The organism is bacterium (assembly GCA_013360215.1).
Lineage (GTDB): Bacteria > CLD3 > CLD3 > SB21 > SB21 > JABWCP01.
Genome location: JABWCP010000006.1, coordinates 55,725 through 76,671 on the forward strand (window position 1 = coordinate 55,725; position 20,947 = coordinate 76,671).

At 42.9% G+C, this 20,947-nt stretch carries 14 protein-coding genes and 1 pseudogene; 11 read left to right on the plus strand and 4 right to left on the minus strand.

Annotated elements, in window-relative coordinates; translation table 11 throughout:
• Positions 1 to 65: 65 nt before the first annotated feature.
• The gene (locus tag HUU58_05800) at positions 66 to 548 is read right to left on the minus strand and encodes a DUF1203 domain-containing protein (GenBank protein NUN45178.1); all 483 of its coding nucleotides are present in this window, start codon (positions 546 to 548) and stop codon (positions 66 to 68) included.
• A gap of 206 nt (positions 549 to 754) precedes the next feature.
• On the opposite strand from HUU58_05800, the gene HUU58_05805 reads away from it, so the two are divergent.
• Positions 755 to 3,775 carry an amidohydrolase family protein gene (locus tag HUU58_05805; protein ID NUN45179.1) on the plus strand — a complete coding sequence of 1,007 codons (3,021 nt, stop codon included), beginning with the start codon at positions 755 to 757 and terminating at the stop codon, positions 3,773 to 3,775.
• A gap of 9 nt (positions 3,776 to 3,784) precedes the next feature.
• Positions 3,785 to 5,104, plus strand: a complete 1,320-nt coding sequence (locus tag HUU58_05810) for an amidohydrolase family protein (GenBank protein NUN45180.1) — start codon at positions 3,785 to 3,787, stop codon at positions 5,102 to 5,104.
• A 382-nt stretch (positions 5,105 to 5,486) separates the two neighbouring features.
• Here the strand turns inward: HUU58_05810 and HUU58_05815 are convergent, their stop codons facing one another.
• The gene (locus HUU58_05815; protein ID NUN45181.1) at positions 5,487 to 7,865 is read right to left on the minus strand and encodes a CHAT domain-containing protein; all 2,379 of its coding nucleotides are present in this window, start codon (positions 7,863 to 7,865) and stop codon (positions 5,487 to 5,489) included.
• A 161-nt stretch (positions 7,866 to 8,026) separates the two neighbouring features.
• Here HUU58_05815 and HUU58_05820 point away from each other — a divergent pair, with 161 nt between their 5' ends.
• Entirely contained in the window at positions 8,027 to 8,653 is a 627-nt protein-coding gene (locus HUU58_05820; protein NUN45182.1) for a hypothetical protein, read from the plus strand.
• A 182-nt stretch (positions 8,654 to 8,835) separates the two neighbouring features.
• Here the strand turns inward: HUU58_05820 and HUU58_05825 are convergent, their stop codons facing one another.
• Both HUU58_05825 and HUU58_05830 read right to left on the minus strand, forming a co-directional pair.
• Positions 8,836 to 9,468, minus strand: coding sequence for a hypothetical protein (locus tag HUU58_05825; protein ID NUN45183.1), 633 nt, complete (start codon positions 9,466 to 9,468; stop codon positions 8,836 to 8,838).
• A gap of 24 nt (positions 9,469 to 9,492) precedes the next feature.
• The gene (locus tag HUU58_05830) at positions 9,493 to 10,143 is read right to left on the minus strand and encodes a hypothetical protein (protein ID NUN45184.1); all 651 of its coding nucleotides are present in this window, start codon (positions 10,141 to 10,143) and stop codon (positions 9,493 to 9,495) included.
• Between the two features lie 271 nt (positions 10,144 to 10,414).
• Here HUU58_05830 and HUU58_05835 point away from each other — a divergent pair, with 271 nt between their 5' ends.
• From HUU58_05835 to HUU58_05870, 8 genes and pseudogenes are all read left to right on the plus strand, one after another.
• Positions 10,415 to 11,428, plus strand: a complete 1,014-nt coding sequence (locus HUU58_05835) for a hypothetical protein (GenBank protein ID NUN45185.1) — start codon at positions 10,415 to 10,417, stop codon at positions 11,426 to 11,428.
• 115 nt (positions 11,429 to 11,543) lie between these two features.
• Entirely contained in the window at positions 11,544 to 12,119 is a 576-nt protein-coding gene (locus tag HUU58_05840; GenBank protein NUN45186.1) for a hypothetical protein, read from the plus strand.
• A gap of 680 nt (positions 12,120 to 12,799) precedes the next feature.
• The gene (locus HUU58_05845) at positions 12,800 to 13,105 is read left to right on the plus strand and encodes a hypothetical protein (protein ID NUN45187.1); all 306 of its coding nucleotides are present in this window, start codon (positions 12,800 to 12,802) and stop codon (positions 13,103 to 13,105) included.
• A 237-nt stretch (positions 13,106 to 13,342) separates the two neighbouring features.
• Complete coding sequence (locus HUU58_05850; GenBank protein NUN45188.1) at positions 13,343 to 13,960, plus strand: hypothetical protein; 618 nt, start codon at positions 13,343 to 13,345, stop codon at positions 13,958 to 13,960.
• A 78-nt stretch (positions 13,961 to 14,038) separates the two neighbouring features.
• Entirely contained in the window at positions 14,039 to 15,355 is a 1,317-nt protein-coding gene (locus tag HUU58_05855; GenBank protein NUN45189.1) for a hypothetical protein, read from the plus strand.
• A 51-nt stretch (positions 15,356 to 15,406) separates the two neighbouring features.
• Complete coding sequence (locus HUU58_05860) at positions 15,407 to 15,691, plus strand: hypothetical protein (protein ID NUN45190.1); 285 nt, start codon at positions 15,407 to 15,409, stop codon at positions 15,689 to 15,691.
• A 310-nt stretch (positions 15,692 to 16,001) separates the two neighbouring features.
• Positions 16,002 to 18,437, plus strand: a complete 2,436-nt coding sequence (locus HUU58_05865; protein ID NUN45191.1) for a T9SS type A sorting domain-containing protein — start codon at positions 16,002 to 16,004, stop codon at positions 18,435 to 18,437.
• Between the two features lie 456 nt (positions 18,438 to 18,893).
• Positions 18,894 to 19,085, plus strand: a pseudogene (locus tag HUU58_05870) (hypothetical protein).
• The last annotated feature ends 1,862 nt before the right edge of the window (positions 19,086 to 20,947 follow it).

The following is a 20,947-nucleotide window of genomic DNA, read 5'->3' on the forward strand; positions in this document are numbered from 1 at the left end:
GGGCTCTACCGCCCGTCGCATTTTTCGTACTAAGACACCGTATGAAAAACACCAAAGTTGTTGAGCTATTCTGCACGATCAATCCGGCAAATGTAGCATCCGGCTTCCGCATTGCGCGCATGGAGGTATGCGACATCTGTATGTTTTTCAAAAATGTCGCTGATCATTTGATCTACATCGCGATCTCCGACAAGACGGGTGTATACCATACGCTGATCATCGGAATAACCAATGAGGGTTAATGGAAAGTGCTTTTTATCGGCTTTGATTTCCGGAGGAAATCGGTGTATATCTTCATAGGGCGTTACGGATTCGGCATGAATAAATACAGGGCCGGGCTGGTTGAAGGCGTTATCCACTTCAAACGGAGAATGCGAAAAAAGCAAACGTCTGTCCGTACCGGGCCTGAAGGGTTTCAGCGAAACGCGGCACGGGCCGTAGCCGGTCGCAATTTGTTCGACGACGGCGTGACCTTGATCGTCCATTCGGTCGGTGCGAATGCGTTCTGCTAAGTTTAACGGCAGTGGAACGATTTTGAATTTAGTCATACAAATCTCCTTTAAAATTTGTTTTATGCTGAATGATAAATAGTTCATGACGTCCAAACGACCCGATTCTTGCTCTTGTTGTAGGCTTTTGTTGAAATTTGCTTTCATTACTTAGAAACCTTTGTATATTTGTCGCCGTATATCGTCTGTCCCAATATTTCATTTCGTCAGAATGTATTTCTTTTACCATAACCCAGTGAGGTGTGATGAAACGATTTCTATGTTTTGCAATGTGCGGTTTGTTGTGCTTTACGTTGAAAAATGTTTCTGCGCAGCAAACATGGCCGGTCGAGGGTCTGCATGATAAAACGCCCTCGATTCATGCGTTTGTCGGTGCTACAATTATTCCCGGGCCCGGACAAAAAATTGATAGCGGCACGATCGTCATTCGCGACGGTGTCATTGAAGCGATCGGTAAATCCGTTAATATTCCGCGTGAGGCCGTCATCCATGATCTCAAGGGAATGTGGATTTATCCGGGGTTGATTGACGCTTACGCCGGTTACGGGATCGCACCGCCGGCAAAAGAGAAGGGGAGCGACGGTCCGCAACCTTACACATCCAAAAAAGGCGCTTACAGCTGGAATCAAGCCGTTAAACCGGAATTTGAAGCGGCGCGGGAATTTACCATAGATGCCAAACGTGCGGGCGAATTACGTGCGTTGGGATTTACGACCGTTCATGCCAGACCGCTGGACGGTATTGTGCGCGGCACCGGAGCGATTGTCAATTTGGGCGAGTCTTCGGCCGCCGAAGAAATTTTAAGTCGTCAGGCGACGGCCAATTTTTCATTTGATAAAGGTGTTTCTACACAAGATTATCCGAGTTCACTGATCGGTACGATCGCGCTGATCCGGCAAACATTTTACGATGCATCGTGGTATGGCAAAGCGATGAATTCCAAAAACCGTCCGGATGTGAATATTTCTCTTGAAGCGCTCAATACACAATTTTCAGCTAAACTGCCTTTGATTTTTGAAGTAGCGAATACGCAGGACATTTTTCGGGTGATGCAGATCGGTAAAGAGTTTGGACAAACGTTCATTATCAAATCCGCAGGATATGAATACGAACGCATCGAAGCGCTCAAACAAAACGGCGTATCATTGATCGTACCGGTCAATTTTCCTTCAGCGTATGATGTCGAAGATCCAGACGATGCGCGCAATGTCTCCTTAGCCCAGATGAAAAAATGGGAATGGGCTCCGGCCAATCCCGGCGCATTGGCCAAGGCGGGTATCTCCTTCGCATTGACTTCGGCTGGTTTGCAGGACAACAAATCATTTTGGTCCAACATTCATAAATCTATTGCGATGGGATTACCGGCGGATAAAGCACTGGAGGCCCTGACAACGCGGCCGGCCAAAATGCTCGGTATAGACGCACAGGTTGGCACGCTGGAAAAAGGAAAATTGGCTAATCTGGTAATCGCTTCCGGCAATTTATTTGAAAAAAATACGACGATCACCCAATCCTGGATCAAAGGACGCTCGTATGAAGTCAATCGCGTACCGGCGATAGATCCGCGCGGCGTATGGAATCTCCAAGGGGATCTCAAAGCATACGTCCTGATGATCAATGGTACGCTTTCAAAGTTGAGCGGTAATTTTATGTACCGCGATTCGCAAAACGTAGAAGTAACTCCTTCGGTTAACGGGGATATGCTGTCCATCCAGTTTCGTGGAGATTCGATCGGCGAGCCCGGGCTTGTTCGTTTGAAGGCGCTGCTTATCAACGGACGTCTGTCCGGTACCGGAGAATTTCCTTCAGGTAAGACGATGAGCTGGTCCGGAACGTTGTTCAAATCGTTTGAACCGAAGGCGGAAGATAATTCGATCAAGCCGGATTCGTCCGTATTATCACCGATCAGCTTTCCCAATATGGCTTTCGGTTTGAAAGAAATTCCCGTACAACAAACCGTATTAATCCGAAACGCTACGGTGTGGACTAATACGTCGAAAGGGATTTTAAAAGAAACCGATGTGTTGTTTGAAAAAGGTAAAATCAAACAAGTCGGAAAAAATCTTTCGGCGCCAGCGGGTGCATGGATCGTTGATGGGACGGGCAAACATGTGACGACGGGTATTATCGATGAACACTCGCACATTGCGGTGAGCCGTGGCGTCAATGAAGGTACGCAATCGGTGAGTTCGGAAGTGCGCATCGGCGATGCCTTGGATGCCGAGGATTCGGATATATATCGCCAATTGGCCGGCGGGGTCACATCGTCGCACCTTTTGCACGGCTCCGCTAATGCGATCGGCGGACAGACACAATTGATCAAATTACGTTGGGGTGCCGCGGCTGAAGAATTAAAATTTCCAAACTGGCCCGGCTTTATCAAGTTTGCTCTCGGTGAAAATGTCAAACAGTCCAATTGGGGTGATAATTTTACGACGCGGTATCCGCAAACCCGCATGGGCGTTGAGCAAATCATCCGTGATGCGTTTCAGGCGGCAAAAGAATACAAATCGACGTGGGAAAGTTATCAGAAATCCGGCGGAGAAAAATCCGGAAAAGTTGCTCCGCGCCGCGATCTGGAGCTTGATGCCCTGGTCGAAATTCTCGACGGGAAACGTCATATCACATGCCATTCTTACGTCCAATCGGAAATTACGATGCTGATGCGCGTAGCCGAAGAAATGGGTTTTCGCGTCAATACGTTTACGCATATTCTCGAAGGTTACAAAGTAGCCGATAAGATGAAAAAACATGGCGCGGCGGGTTCTACGTTTGCTGATTGGTGGGCATACAAATATGAGGTAATTGATGCGATACCGCATAATCCTGGGCTCATGCACCAGGAAGGCGTTACCGTGGGTATCAATTCCGATGACGCCGAAATGGCGCGGCGACTCAATCAGGAAGCGGCCAAATCGGTAAAATATGCCGGCGTTTCAGAAGAAGATGCGTGGAAATTTGTAACGCTCAATCCGGCAAAAATGCTGCGCGTGGATGATCGTGTGGGCAGCTTGGATAACGGCAAAGATGCGGATATCGTAGTATGGAATAATAACCCGCTTTCGATTTATGCCGTGCCGGAAAAAACTTTTGTAGACGGGCGTTTATATTTTGATAAAGAAACGGATGTCCGTTTGCAAAACGAAGTGGATCAGGAACGCAGCCGGTTAATACAAAAAATGATCGCGGATAAAAAAGGCGGCACCCCGGCCGTAAAACCCATACCGCAGAAGAAAATTCGTTACCACTGTGTCGGTGAGGAATAGGAGAAAAATATGAAAAAATCAGGAACGCATTTGAAAAAAATATATATGATGGCCACATGGATCATGGTGGTGTTCACTTCCGTCGCACAGGCTCAGGATTTGCCGACGCCCGCATCATCCCAAAAGCAGCCGATTCTGTTACGCAATGGTCGCGTACATGTCGGTGATGGGCGTGTGCTGGAAAAAACGGACATCCTTCTGGATAACGGTAAAATCATCGAAATTGGCCCTGGGCTTAGCAAACCTTCCACCGCACGTGAGGTGGACGCAACGGGAAAAGAAATTTATCCCGGGTTGATTGCCTGCTATAGCACGCTCGGTTTGTCGGAGATCGAAGCGGCACGCCCGACGCGTGATGATCGGGAAGTCGGTTCGATCAATCCCAATGCGCGCGCATTGATAGCGTTTAACACCGATTCCCGTGTTATTCCTACCGTGCGCTCCAATGGCGTGCTTCTGGCGCAAATCACGCCGCAGGGAGGCACGTTGTCGGGAACGGCTTCCGTCGTTCAGCTGGATGCATGGAACTATGAAGACGCGGTGGTTTCTGCGGACAATGGTTTGATCGTGCAGTGGCCGTCTATGTCGATCTCCAGTAGTATATTTGCGCCGCCGGCCGATGTTCAAAAGAAAAACTCGGAAAAAGCATTAAACGAGCTATTCAAAGCTTTTGAGGATGCGTATGCGTATTTTACAGCTAAAAAAACCGGTAATTCTGCCGCGCTTGATTTAAAATGGGAGTCTGTGATTCCTGTTTTTGAAAAGAAAAGACGGGTATTCATTCGTGCCAATGATGCTAAACAAATTCAGGCGGCCGTGGCACTTTTGAAGAAATACGATATACTCGGCGCGATTATCGGCGGTTATGATAGTTGGCGCGTCGCACCGCTCTTGAAAGAGCATAATATACCAGTTATCATCACGGATACGCATGCGATACCCGGGCGTGAAGATGAAGACTACGATCTGCGTTACAAACTGCCCAAACTCTTGCTGGATGCCGGTGTTACATTTGCCATTACCATAGACGGCAGTTGGCAACAGCGGAATTTGGCGTTTCAAGCCGGATCGGGCGTGGCTTTTGGTTTGTCTAAAGAAGAAGCGTTGACGGCTATCACTAAGTCACCGGCCGAAATTTTAGGTATAAATGATCGTATGGGTACTATAGAAAAAGGTAAAGATGCGACCTTGATCGTGGTAAGCGGTGATATTATGGACATGCGTACATCTATAGTAGAGCAGGCATTTATACAAGGCCGGGATATTGATCTTGGTAATAAACAAACCGATCTGTATCAACGGTTTAAGAAAAAGTATGATCAAAACTGAATATCTTGATAACAGGAGATCATTTTAATCATTGAAAGCGGGCCAAAGCCCGCTTTTTTTATAAAAAGCCTGGCTTGTAATATTTTAGTTCAAATTGGTTTCAAAAGCCACGTTATCAAGTTGATGATGGGATGTAACTATCAAATTAATTTTATCCATTGGCGAGGATGGCTTTTTCATAAGGCGATTCATTTTGCTTCACAGAGCGAAACAGGGGACAAATACCCGGGATATCATTCACATGAAAATAGGGTTTGAATTGTCGAATATGGCCATGAGTTTTAGAATACAGATACGAACAAGCGAAAATTTTGGTAATTCAAATTGAAAGTTGAACTTAGGTATTGAACTTTGGGCTATCAGATGATTTCGAAATTATTTGTCAGTATTTTTTCTTTTTTCTTAATCTTCCGATGAAAGGGGATACGATAATAATCGCGAAAGGAATGAACAAAAAAGCGATAAACTCATACGGCACGCGGTGCAAGGGAATTGTCTCAGGGTTGCCCCAGAGCATGAGCCCCGCCCAGTAATAAGGCGATTGTTTCAGTTCATACGCCTCATTGATATATTTTAGTTTCGCTTGCCGTAGCGCTTCTGCACGCGTAAGTCCGGATGCAATACCTTCATAAAATGCACTCATAATCATGGCTGTTGCTTCGTCATCAATATCCCAAGCGGACATGATCAGGCTGTATGCACCAGCATACGCAAAAGCTTGATTGAAACCCATGAGCCCTTCGCCGGCGACGGGTTTGCCCAAGCCGGTGCGGCAGGCGCTTAAAACGACAAGGTCAGCATCAATACGAAAGTCATAGATGTCATACATTTTAAGAGAACTGTGATCCGAAAAAAAAATTTGTGAATACATCGGTTCGATATCGGATACGACAGCGTGAGTAGCGAAATCTATGATTTTATAATTAGCGATATGGGATATTATTTCATTTACTGAAAGATGGTTAACCCAATATCGGCTTTTATCAAATGTGTTTGAGCTGCTAATCATCTGTTTTTCAGTGTAAGGCAGATCACTTCGTAGTGAAGATGAAGCAAATGCAAATCCAGCATAGTGGCGAGGTGCGTTTGAAAAACGACGAACGCGATCTAACCAAAAACTGGCTGATATGGCGTAAACTATAGGATAATGTCGAAGCAAAATATCGTTAGGTTTATCTGATGAAAGTAACAATTCAAAGGGCAAACGGGTTAATGGCCCGTCTGGGACAACGATGAGTGTTTTATTTTTATCAAGAATGTCTTCAAAAGGGTGAATCAACGCATTGTATAATTTTCTGCTCGCCACTTCGTCCGTGGTTTGATTTGTACAGACAGTTTCAGCCCATCGGATTAAACTATCTTTACGGATTCCTGAAATATTTATTTTCATCGTATCGCCAGTAATAAAAAACGAAATCAACGAATCTTCACAGAGGCCGTACTCTATTAGTTGGTAGGACTGACCCAATGCGTCCTTTAAAGCGTTCGAGGATTGATTTGTATTTTCAAATGGTGATTTCGCAGAATCCTCCAAAAAAAGTAAAGAGTCTAACAGGTGAACTCGTTCGGTATCCCATATGCGGGCCTCATGCAGAGCTATGGGATGATTTTGATATTGGCCAAAGATATTTCGAATGCGTCGATCAATTGAAGATAAACTGTCTGATAAAGCTTTCAGTGATCTATTACCGCTAAGTCGGAGCAGTTTGGATGAGTACAGTGATTTAGTATTTTCAATGAGGTTAAATGCGACTTGAGTTTTTCCTTGTCTGGCATAAAAACGCGCGGCATGTAGATAAGCAGGGACGATATTTTTAGAAATAGCAACAATGGAGATACCTTTATTTAATTCAGCCTTTTTAGTAGCTAACATGATAGAGCGACGGTACAAGCTGTCGGCTTCTTCTATTTTAGATTGTGATTCGGCCACTCTAGCTAATCCGGAACAAGCCGTCCAGTTTTCCATTAATAAATTCAATGCAGTTTTATAAGAAACAGAGGCTTTATCCCATTTGCCGATACGTTCATAATAGTATCCCAATTCGCTGTACACGACATCTGCTTCGCTTTTCAACGTTTTTATTTCTTCAACGGATCGTAGTTGATTCTTTATTGCTTCTTCGTATTTGTTTTGTTTGTAATACAATTCAGCGATGCCCGAATAAGCGCTTAATTTACGATCATTTGGCTGAATATGGAGCTTAGAACTCATTGCCAAAACTCGATTAAAATACTCTTCCGATTTTCGAAACTCATTAGTTTCTCTGAAAATTCTTCCCATCTGAAGGTAGGTCGAGCTTAATTCATACTCATCATGTAGTCGCTCAAAAAAAATATTACATGAATCAAAACAAGCTAGTGCTTCGCGGTAATTACCAAGATGAAAATTGACTAATCCTAATCGGTTAAGTGTAGAGTAATACGGATGCGGTTTCTTTTTAAACACGGAATCAGCGCGTGCAATTTTAATTGCCTCATGTAGGAGTAGTAGAGAAGAGGAATATTCGTTGAGCATCAGTTTGTAGTGCGCTTCAAAAGATAAAGCATAAACCAGCCAATCAGGATAATGTGTATTTAAAAATATCTGTTGAGACTTACGGGTAGGATCAATCGCAGAAGCATAGTCGTTAATATTTTGATAAAACACTCCTATCCGAAGATATTCAATACCGCAACGCATAGAGTCAGTTCGGTTGCTCAATGATGAAATCAAACTATCCAAAACATGCAACGCACCGCGTGGGTTGCTTTCATTCAGCATTTTTTGGATTGGCTTGAAATCTTGTGATGAAGCTTTTGTGAATACAACCAAACAATACATCACAAAATAAAGGAACTTAATCATAAGGAATGGCGTTTAATGTAGAAGTCTCTCTCAATTTAATTTATCGTCCTACCCATCTCAAAAAGAGGAGTGTTTGTATGAAAAAGATCGCTCTCTGCGTTTCAGGCACTTTTACGCTTGCAATTATTTATGCTTTGTACGGTATTTTAGGGCCAGTTAACACAACTGACACCAATGATTCGGGCACAGCTATTCCACCGACCGGAGGAGGTAATGATGTTCAAATATCCAATAGGCCGATCAGTGATCCTAATTCCTACCTATCCATAACTTTACCAAAAAACATTATTGCCGACATTTCTATCAATGTAATTAACAATGGTGACGCCGATGGTCAGCCTAATTACATCGTAATGTCTCAATATTATATGACGATGTGGGATGACGGTTTGCCGGAAGTGAAATCTCATAACGATGTGCTGACCAAAGTTCAAATTATTCGTGATAAAATATTAAAATTTAAATCACAAAACATTTTCTCCCGTTATCCAATGGGTACTGTGCTGACAGGGGATACAATTTTTGTAGAAATCGACGGTAAAGCTGTATCCCTTGGCGAACTGATACGTTTTGGGTTTTATTTTAACTCCGGCAAAACGACGCCGTACGACGAGTATTATTGCAAAATAGGAATGAGAAATTACGGCATCAAAATCGAAGTTCGTAACAAAGGTTTCATGAAATACTTTGACAGCTCGCATTAAATATAGCTTGAAACGGTTTTGTAATGTTTCAGAAAGTGCAGATTTATGTCAGGTACAGTTTTTTTACATAGATATTATTCATGATTCAATGGGTATTTACATATACCGACATATGATTTACTTGCTTTTACTTGTTCGGTATTTTCAAAAAACGTTTCATATGTTTTTTTACGAATTAAAAACTATTCGCTGATGTATTTATTTATTTGTGCTGTGAGTATTTCGACACGCAAAAAAACTTTGGAGTTGGTTGTAAGTTTACGAACTGATTCCAATGTGTTTAATGTGAGTACTAGTTTTTCTTTATCATACCTCGGAAACAAACCCAGAGTCGTTTCTTTGGATTCAAATAACAATCGCACACCTTCTTTGAAGAGCCGGATATCCTCCGGCTCTTTTTCATTGGAACCGCGGGTCGCGGCGGGTGCTATGGCAAACTCATAATCCTTTTGAAACTGCGCCAAGCCTTGCGGCCCGTGATCGAACCGATAATTTACATAAGCCACTAGGCCGGAATAACTCCCGACTATGATCAAAAAAATGGCTGCGGCGCGTAACCACACGGTTTTTGTCAAATTAGATTTTACAGAAGGTGTGGTTTTCTGTTGGAGCCGTGCAAAATGATTTTCCGAGGGGGTTAGTCGATCTAATCCCGTTTTACGATCCAGCATGACCTGTAATTCAGCCTGAGCATTCGGATCCAGATCTATGCGTCGGCGAATAGATTCTTCTTTTTCCGGTGTCAAAGGAAAATGACTGCGCATCGCATAGTCGGCAATTTCCTGACGGCTGAGTTTTTCTTTTGAGTCCAGCATACAATCTCTTACGGTATAGACAATTTAGGGGTTCGGTTCATAACTCTCTGCATAGGCTTCGCGGATTGTATGGGAATTGCGAAGCGCTTTGATGCCACGCGCAAAATACGCGCGTATGGTTTCCACGCTGTGTCCCATCTCCTGAGCGATCACATGATACTCTTTATCTTCCCATATTTTTTTGTGAATAACCGTCTGTACATAGTCCGGAAGTTGGCGCATTTCTCCGGAGATGATTCTGTCAAAAAACAGTTTTACATCCAAATCATGTATCATGGACCTATCGGCTTCGTTACCGATCACTTCTGTCAGTACTTCGTTCCACTGTTCCGGATGACAAGAACGAATATAGTTGAGAAAGCGATACTTGCAGATGACCGAAAGCCATCCCGCAAAATGCGACGGGGTATGCACATGAGCGTGTTTTTGAATGAATAAAAAATAGACTTCTTCGATAAGTTTTTCGGCATCACCGGCAGAGTGAATTTGCCCGCAAAGAAACTTGCGAAAAAAATATCTTCTCGTCCAGCAATAAACCCAAGTTTGTACCCATTCGCCGTCATTTGCTTTGCCAATCAGACGCCATTGCACAAAACGATGGTTCACCGCATCGGCATTATCTAATTGAAAATCAATGGCTTTGAGCAATGTGCCCGGCAACTGATCTGAATCCATGAGGGAAAGTAGTTATGAAATAACCAAGAACGGTGTCTATATGAGTAAACAAAGTTAAACATCGGTATGGCGATGTACAAGAAAATTATTTCTTAAAAACTTTTTGTGAATTTTGTTCATAGGAAAATCGAGTATGTAATGTTTTCCGCTCTTAGAGCAATGAGTAACTGCGAAGTGTGTAATATGCTCTAAAACTTCCACTGCCAAATAACTAAGTATTTAATAATTTCGTTCTAATTGAATTGTTAAACCAAATTTAGGAGGAGATGTTATGATCCGTTTTTTTATCGGCATTTTCATTTTCTTTCTTACCGCACAAGCTAGTTCTCAGAATGTTAAGCTAATAAGAAAAGGTGAGATCAAGGAACACGATATCAATTCTGCAATAACCGCAATATTTGGATCTAAACTAGACACTGCTGTTTTGGCGATTATGGATGACGGAAATGCGATAACTTGGACGCTTGGAGGTAAATCCGTAAAACAGGGCGCAGTTCTTAACGCCAGGGTATTTTATATCTTTGTTGCCGGTAATCGGATTATGGATGAACCGTCTGTCAATTATATCAAAAACAAATCTGCAATCGAAAATTCAGTGAATGACATTTTGAGTTTTATTAAGCAATCAAATCGGTTCGGAATATATAGCGCCAAAAGTAACGGGGGCAACATCCCATATAAGGTATATGAAGTTTCAAATATTAAACCCCCGGGAAACGCTGAAATAATTATAGATGTGATTCAAGATGACAACTCAAGAATGAGCAAGAAGATAACAGTTCCAATCCATGAGTTGAATTGGGCACTGCTTAAAGTCGGTGTGCAGCAGAGCAAGTTTGTCAAAAATGATTTTAGAATCAGCGAAGGTCGAATCATTGCATCACCTGATAGTGCACATCGGAAAGAATGGAAACAGCAGTTGTTCGTAGCGATTGAAGTGCATTGGCCTCGCGATCCGGAAACTTATAATCCGAACATATACAACTGGAAAAAACATAATTATGACCGTTTGGGGTTGTTCACTGGCTTAAAATTGTCAAAAGCCCCCTTAGATGTCTTTTTTATTGGAAGTACGGTTGATCTTTTTAAAGATTTTTCTTTTGTCGGCGGTCTATCATGGAAAAAAATTTATAAAAACGAATCTGTAGCAATCGGGAATGTGTCTTCGCTTAAGACAGCCAAAAACTACCTGACCCAAAAATATTCTAAGCCAACGTGGTTTTGGGGCTTAGCTCTATCGCCATCTGCAATGGCAGAATCACTTGGGTTAAAAGAAAAACAATGAACGATCATCGCGCTATATGACCGTTATGTATTTTCATTAGAATTTATTATAACTACGAAAGCCGCAAATTTTGGAGACAGAGTCTTTTCTTTTTTAGAAAAACAAATATTTCAATGTGCTTTTGGGGTTATTCATAGAAGTTAAACATCTTCAAAAGAAGGAGTTTTATGAAAAAAATCATTTTTTTTTCTTGCTTCTGTGGGCTCATGATGTCTTTTCTCAGTCAGACAATTCGTCTGAAGATGAAAAGCCTTGGCTTAAAAAGCATTTCAATGTCAAGTCGGGTTGGGGATATAGATTTTGGCTGGTACGGCTTGAGGAGAGGTTTTATATTGATTTGAAAGAAAAACATCATAAGGAAATCGATGTTTTTAAACATGGAAAAATAGGAGCTCCGGGGTCTCAGATTTTGAGTATAGATGCGTATCATGGATTTGATAAAGGCTTTCTTAGATTGGGGGTAAACGGTTCTTTAGGTCATGCCACTACCGCTGATCAAGAAGAAGAGCTACTCATATGGACGGCAGGAGGATTTATTCAATTTGGCAGAGCAATCCGAATTGAAGGTGGCATAATAAAGGCTTTTAGTGCGGATATAGCATCGGATGGTAGGCAAGATGATCGTGCATGCTATATAGGCCTGTCATATCCCTACGATTTGATAGATGTAATAAACGAATTTACTCAATGAAGTTTATAGTCGGGTTTTGATTTAAACTTTCAAATTTATGCGCCGAACATTTTACGTAGCATAGATCTTCATGAAAGCCGGAAAATTAACCGGCTTTTTTTTGTTACCACTAAAAATTAAGGAAAATAATACCTTTCTCAAATGCATCCAACCCCGACGCAGTTATAATCTTTTCATTACAAAGCCACTATATACTTTATCGCCTCATTGATGTATCACCAAATTTACATCAGAAATAATCCGCCTGCTGCTATTGAGCACACTCTCAAATAGTTATCAAAGACTTAAAGTGTTCACACAGAGTTGTATTTTCTCGTCCAGCAATAAACCCAAGTTTGTACCTATTCGTCGTCATTTGCTTTGCCCATCAGACGCCATTGCACAAAACGATCTTTCGTTATCTAATTGAAAATCAATGGCTTTGAGCAATGTGCCCGACATATGACCTGAATCCATGAGGGAATGCAGTTATGTAATAACCAAGAATGGTGTCTATATGAGTAAATAAAGTTAAACACCATAGCTACGATGTACAAGATTTTTTTGCATAAGCGCGTATTCAGAATTTCCACGCGTGCTATGGGAGATGGAAATTCTGTCGTCTAAATTTAAGCACACGTCTTTTGGGTCTAATTCCTTTTTTGGTTCTCATATTCGTCTTTTAAGGGGTCTGTACGGCTATGTCTAAAAGCAGCAAATACGATGCGACACGTGAATTTATAGATGCACTTACGGAAATCATCGCCGAACCGCACCAGCATGTATTGGACAAGGTTATACTAATATGTACGCGCCTCAGAGGTTCTTACGTACCGTCTGAAAAATATGTGCTTCGTCAGAAAGCGGTGCGTGATGTGGTCGAAATGCATCATCGCGGCATGCCGGTGCGCCTCATCATCGAAAAAACAGGTCTGAAAAAATCAACCGTGTACAAAATAATCAAAGACCAAAACGGCGGTATTTCTGAAAAGACCAATACGAAATAATAAGATCATTGAAGTGGAGATAGTAGCTGTGAAAGATAATTTCTTAAGAGATTTCGGTCTTACGATGATGCTTGCCACGATTTCCGGATTGTTGTTGCTGTGCATCGTATGGTGGCTGTGATGTGAATGTATGCCGTCAAGCTTAGAATAAGACGCTTTATTTTATCAGGTGATTGTAACAAAACGAATATATGAAAAAATCATACCAATGATTTCCAAAAAACACGGGGAGAAGACATGAGACAAATAGGGTGGTCTGTAGTATTCATGCTGATCGTTTTCGGCATAAGTATATACGGTCAAAAACAAGAGAAAGAAAGAAAGCCTACGGCCGCAGTATTGGATTTTAAGATCATATCGGGATTGACGCCGCAGGAAGCAGCCGCGCTGACGAGCAAGTTTCGTAACTCGTTTTCCAATACCGGCAAATACACGGTGCTTGAGCGCGGTGAGATGGACAAGATTCTCAAAGAGCAGGATTTTAAGATGTCCGATGTGTGTAACTCCAGCGAGTGCGCGGTGGAGATCGGCCAGTTATTGGCCGCAGAGAAGATGGTAACCGGAGACATCGGCAAAATAGGAGAGACTTATTCGGTCACGATCAAACTTTTGGATGTGACTACCGGCAAAGTGGATGTGACGGTCAATGAGGAATACCGCGGTAAACCGGACGGATTGCTTACGGTATTTGATATCATGGCGCAGAAAATCACCGGCACGTATAGAGTTTCCAAAACCAAATGGTATATCCTCGGCGGAGTGGTGATAGCCGGCGGTGCAGCGGCGTTTCTAATGAAGCCCGCCAAGAAATCACCTCCGGTTTCTGTTTTTCCGGATCCGCCGAATAATCCGTAACAATAAGACAATGCACCGTTAACCGGAAGAATATTCTTCATCGGACTTGAACTACATAAAACATACAGGAGATAAGCAATGAAGCGTATCATACCACTAATGCTGTTACTTATTATCGGAAGTAATCCCGTCAACGCTCAGATACCACAATACATCACTTTTCAGGGTGTGCTGACGGAGGCGGACGGCAACCCCAAACCGGACGGCAATTATTCAATTGATTTCAAGATTTACGATCAACCATCCGGAGGCACTTCAAAATACAGCCAGAACGAAAGTGTTTCGATCAGACGCGGTGTTTTTTCCGTCAAACTCGGCCCTTTGCCGGCCACGCTCCGATTTGATGTACCTTATTATCTGGGCATCACAGTATCCGGTGGCATAGAGATGTCACCGCGCATTGCGCTGAATAGCACGCCGTATAGTTTGTCATCTGTTCGAGCCGATACGGCAAAAACTACTCTGGATGGCGGCATCACTTCCGCTAAAATAGCCTCCGGTTCGATTTCTGACGGACATGTCGCTTCAGGAGCGGCTATCGCCGGTACGAAAATCACACCTAATTTTGGTTCACAAAATATCACAACAAGCGGAAGCGTGACGGCCACATCATTTAGCGGAGATGGAAGTGCACTGACCAACGTCGGCGCAGGTAGTATTCCTGACGGCTCAATAACATCCACTAAAATATTGGACGGAACGATCACCAATGCAGATATAAACGCGACGGCAGGTATTGCGACGAGCAAGATTAGTGGTACGGTGACTTCCATCAGCGGACACGGCCTTGGGAGTCTAGCAACTAAAAATACTGTGGACTCTTCTACGATTACCGACGGCTCGATAACGAATGCAGACATACGTGCCAATGCGGGCATATCCGGAACTAAAATCAATCCAGATTTTGGTAGTCAGAATGTGGCTACGACAGGAAATGTCACTGCAAATAGTATTCAGGGAGACGGGGGGAACCTTACAGGGTTTATGAAAATAAGACAAATAGTTCAAGATGGTCATAGTAGTCAGGTTTCATGCAATTCAGAAGAAACAAAATCAGTTATAAGTTTATCGCTTAATGTAGGGAGCACTACAAACCATGTCTTAATTCAAATTTCAAGTGAAATTCGCGCTGATGCTGGTTCGAATATCAGGACAGGAATAATCAGACTAAAACGCAATGGAGCCACCACCATCAAGGCCCAGGAAATAACAACATATGCTGTTCCGTTTAAGACGCCATTTTCAATGTCATATGTTGATTCACCTAATTCAAGTTCTTTGGTTACTTACGAACTTGAAGTGTCAACTGTTGGAAGCTCACCATTGGTTTTGAATTTTAATAGTGGATCATTCCTAAATGGTATAACAATGACTTTAATGGAAATCGCGCCTTGAAATTAACGTTATCAATAAATCGTACAAATCTTCAAAGTGGAGGAAATTAAAATGGAATTTCATGATTTAAATCTTGAAGAAATAGAAAATCTAACAAAAGACGAGTTAAGAATTGCTTCATTGGAAATGGATTCAGAAATCAATGACTTGGAAGTGTTACTTGTTTCCACAACAATCACAACGAATTTCTGCTCATTGTATCGCCCAAAAATGCGTAAGACCCTTAAGAGAATTCTTAATATTATATCCCATCCTATACTCAAGGCTATAATTGGAAGCAAGCCATCCAAAGCATTAAAAAAAATAATCGAAATTCTTGACAAGGTTTGTCCATAAATATTATGGTTAAAAAAGAACAATGTTCTGATTCAATTGATAAGAATCTGCAGTCGATAAGAATAACTGAATCCGAACTTAATTATAAGAAGTTTTATTTTTAATTTATTTTTTTCCAAATAGCGGCCTTGTATAGCAGTATCGCATTTGAGCAACACTTTTTCTGGACGTGCATGATGTAAACGACGATCTAAATTAAAAATTCAATGATACCGATATGTCTTCGAACTCCATTTTGCCTTGCTCGATTGGTTTGATTTTGACTTACGCTTAGTATGTCAATTGTCTTCAATAAATCATAGGTATTCTCATGAAAAAAATCATTCTCATATCATTATTATTTGCACAAAATTGGAATCCTATTTATTCTCAAGAACAAATTTTACTACCTTCGTTCACGTCAGGATTTGATAAACCATCGGGTTCTGGAGCGGTGATCTCGGCATCCATCGGTGTGATCGCTGCCGATACCAGTACGGGTTCGGGCGTTTCACTGGGCGGAGGATTTTTCGGTTATACGATCAATACGGTGCCGCCGACACGCGTTGCTAATTTTACCGCCAATCCGGTAGATACCACACAAGTGACACTGGCATGGCAAGCAAGTATAGGGGACACGTCAAGTTTTCGTTATTTCATATATCGCGGCGCTACGCGTACCGGCGCTTATCAGCGTGTGGATTCGACGATCAGAACGCAACTGAATATCAATGATATAGGTCGTGTACGCAAAACAGTGTACTTTTATTACGTGACTGCAAAAAATCGTTGGGGTACTTCTTACACATCAGACACGGCACAGGTCACGACCTACGGCGAACCCGATACGCCTTCCAGCTTTACGGCACAATTGGAGTCAGGCAAAGTCAATCGCATCCAGATGACATGGTCAGCTTCAGATTTTGACCCGTCGCAGTATAAAATCTACAGATCAAACCAAGCAACAACCGGTTTTGTTGCTATAGATTCTGTCCATAGCGGTACTTTAGTATTCACCGATAGCACACTGCAATTGGGTGCGACATACTACTACAATGTTCGGGCAAAGAATAGTTGGGGAGAGTCGGCACCCACCATCACGCGCAATGTTACATCCGGAAATCTGACGCTGGCCTATTCCGGTACACCGCCTACCAATGTCACAGAAAATCAATCAGCGCTCGTACAGGCTACGATCAATGCGGATCGGGGCAATGGGGATATCGTGAAGCTGTATTATAAGGCCGGCGGCGCGGCTTCTTATTCGGATTCGGCAGATATGAATTATTCCGGAGGCGTATATTCATATTCGATTCCGTGGAATAAGATTGCTTCGCGCGGTGCCGTTTATTTTGTTCGTGCTCGTGTGGGTAATTCAAACCAATCGGAATCTGAAAAACATATCACCGCTGCTATAACTTCCGGTGTGACCAAAAGTAATAGTCAGCCTGTAGCAGTAGCCAAAAAACATGACCTATCCAAATTTGAAATTATCTCCATTCCTCTCGACATCACCGGCGCAAAAGATGTGAATACAGTGCTTGGATCAATTTTTGGAGAAAAGGGCAAAGAGTGGGAAATATGGAACTATAGCAGCGGCAATCAGATTTTTACCGGTAATATTGCTTCCGGAAAAGGGTATTGGTTCATTACGACCAAAGAGGGTTCGCTTAAAACCGGCGCGGCCAAAACTTTTACTACCGAAACGCCATACACTGTGAGCGTACAGTCAGGATGGAATATTATCGGCAATCCGTTCCATTTCGACGTTTCGACGTCGGATATTATTCCCTCTTCCGGAGTCTCTATTGAAAATTCTAAATTCTACACTTGGGGCGTCAACAAAGATTGGCAGGAAGTAAGTTCGATCAAACCGTGGTTCGGTTACTACGTAAAAGTCATCGGCAATGGGAATTTGCTTATTTATCCTAAAGCGGCCGGGAGTGTTTCTAAACCTCTTATGAGAAGCGTTGCATCGGATTTTGACAAAGGCGAATGGTTGATCAATATTCAAGCCGTAAGCGAAGAAATCGCAGATAAACATAATTTTATCGGTGCGCTTTCCCATGCGGATGATGCCGTGGATGAAGAAGATTATTACGATACACCGTTACCGCCGGGCGATCAGCGTCTGCACCTCTATTTTCCGCATAAGGATTGGGGATCGAAGTCTGATGACTACGGGATCGATATGCGCCGCGTATCGGAGGAAGGCCATACGTGGGATTTTGAAGTGTCAACGAATATCACGCGTTCTCATATAGTGATCGGCGAGCCGGTGAATCTGCCGGAAAATTTCAGTGTGCGCGTTATGGATACGGATTTGCGTGTAATGTACGATGCGAAGCAACAAAAAGAAATTCCTGTAATCCTGACTTCCAAAACGAGCGACGCGCGACATTATAAAGTGCTCGTAGGAACGGAAGCATATATCAATGCGCACGATATGGGTTTTTTGGGCTTGCCTACAGGATTCGAATTAAATCAAAACTATCCCAATCCCTTTAATCCGACAACGACAATCAAGTTTGCGCTTCCCGTTGCATCAAAAATTGAAATTACGATTTATAATGCTTTAGGTCAGGTGGTGCGTAAGCTTGCAGATCGCGAGTATGCGGCGGGGTATCAGTTCGCCCAATGGGACGGAAAAGACAATCGTGGAAGCATGGCGGCGTCCGGAGTGTACATCTACCGTCTGACCGCACGCAGTTTAGACGGTTCAGGTAAAAGTTTTACGAAATCCCAAAAGATGCTGCTGATGAAGTGAATCAATTTTTGTTCAGCGATAAGCTTTGGACGGAAGATAGATGCTTTGATCATAAACGATACAAAATACCGGAATACTCGCGTGCGCGAAAATCTATACGGATAAACATGATTGATACAACCTAGTATGGGCACCGGCTTTGACAGTTGAAATTTCCTCTATCGAGCATTCTAGGGCAAAACCAAGTGACTATTGCATAATAGAGTTTATTTAAACTATGTTTAACCATTATGCTCCAAAATTTACCGTGTATGCTACGGGAAGCGGTGTTGGTGTCTTGTGTATATACATTAATTTTAACTCCTCGTCACTGCAATAATGCTGTAGTGTCGAGGTGTCGTGAGTGATCGATTCTCTTTAGCACGCCTTAGAGTGTTCTTCTTTTTCTAAAAAATATTTCGCGCTGGAAAAAATAGCAAGTGTGATACTTTTTAAGGGCCTCAAAAATATCAGTCCATGATACACAACACGTTAATGCTATTCCGGTTATATTTTTTTTATTTGCTCTTAACAGGTTATCTATCGCAAATATGCGCACAGCCTGAAGCATATCATGTAGATAAGATCGGCCGTGAACACGGCCTTTTGCAAAACAGGGTAACGTGTCTTTTGCAAAGTCGCGACGGTCGGATATGGATCGGAACCCGTGAAGGGTTGCATTGTTACGATGGCTCACTAATGAAGTTGTACCTCTCGGATTCTCTGGCCGCATCACTATCGAGTAATTACATAACAGCGATTGCCGAAGACAGTCTGGAAAGTATATGGGTCGGCACCGAACGTGGCTTAAATCGTATAAATCGTTACTCCGGGGAGGTTTCCCGTCATCCGGTGATTACGGAAGATCAGCATTCAGTTTCAGATGGTCGCGTAACAAGTCTTTTTACTGATGCTCGCGGGCGTTTATGGGTCGGGACTTTGCAGGGCTTATTTCGGTTTTCGGAAAATGGCTTTATATCCTATCCACTAAAATGGCCAGACAAAACGGATTCGACGATATTGTTTCCTGTACGTGTCATGTATCAGCCGCTTCATAATCCGGATGAACTCTGGATCGGCACTACCGGACTAGGTATGCTCGTAATGGATATGGACAAAGGTGTTTATACACGCGTAGCTGCGGTGACTACCCGCGCACCGACTGCTGATATTTCGACTGTATGGTCTATCTATAGTCAGGGAGACTCCGTCGTGTGGATGGGCACCCCCAATGGTCTTATCCGATGGGGGCGAACTTATAATCAATGGCGTTCATACCAGCCGCAAAAAACAGATCGGTATAGTATCAATGATTTACGCATACGATGTGTAACGACTGCCGATGCCTCGGGCTTATGGATCGGTACATCGAACGGAGGGTTAAATTATTTCGACATGGTTTCGGAACGTTTTTATCATATAGGCAATGATCCCGATAATGCTGTTTTTTTTCGTGATTATGTCAATGCTTTAATCAAAACTTCTGACGGTACATTATGGGTCGGAACGCATGCTCATGAACTATATAAAATATCGAAAACGGCGATACAGTATAAGCATTATGCCACCAAAGACGGATTACCGCACGATATGGTGCGCTGCTTTTGGGAAGACATAGACAGCGCCGTCTGGGTAGGGACAGAAAATGGCGTAGCACGATGGGCCGAAGGCCAATTCAGCGTATTCCCGGTTGCTATGAGTAACTTACAAATACGGATGATCTACCGGGATCGTAGGCAAAACTTATGGATCGGTTCCCGATTAGGAGGTATTTGGCGGCAAGATGCGAACAAAACGATAAGGCGATTTGTACAAAATAAAAATTTGCTCGGCTCGCTTTCGGGAAATCGCGTTTACACCTGTTACGAAGATACGCTGTCAGATGTACTGTGGGTAGGTACTTATAAAGGTGGATTAAACCGTTTTGATTATAGCAGCGCACGCTTTGAACTCTACCGGTATGATTCATCACGATTTGGAAATTCTAATTACGAATTTGTCAATGCCATTGCTTTACAATCGGATTCCATCGTGTGGCTGGGTACACGGCATCACGGATTGATTCGTTTCGATGTGCGCCGACGGCAGTTTCGTTATTTTTCCGGAGAACGTTATGGCGCCGAAGACAATCATGTATATGGATTGTGCATTGATCGAAAAGGGTATTTATGGGTTGCGACCGGTAAAGGGCTTCAGCGATGGGACATGCAAAATCTGACACCCACGGTATTTACCGTTAAGGACGGTTTGGCTAATGATATGGTGTATTCAGTGCAGGAAGATTTGCACGGTCGGATTTGGCTTACCAATAACAATGGTCTGACGGTGCTGCGTTGGGGTGATGAAAATCAAAAGCCATCGGTTACTAATTTTTCCGGCGGTAAAGATTTGCCTATACGTCAGTTCGAGCCCGGGTCGGGCTTCAGAAAAAAAGACGGTACTTTACTTTTTGGAGGCGTCGAAGGGTTTATTCATGTATTCCCGGAGAGCGTTGAAAAAAAAGATAATCTTCTTAGGCCCTATCTTACACG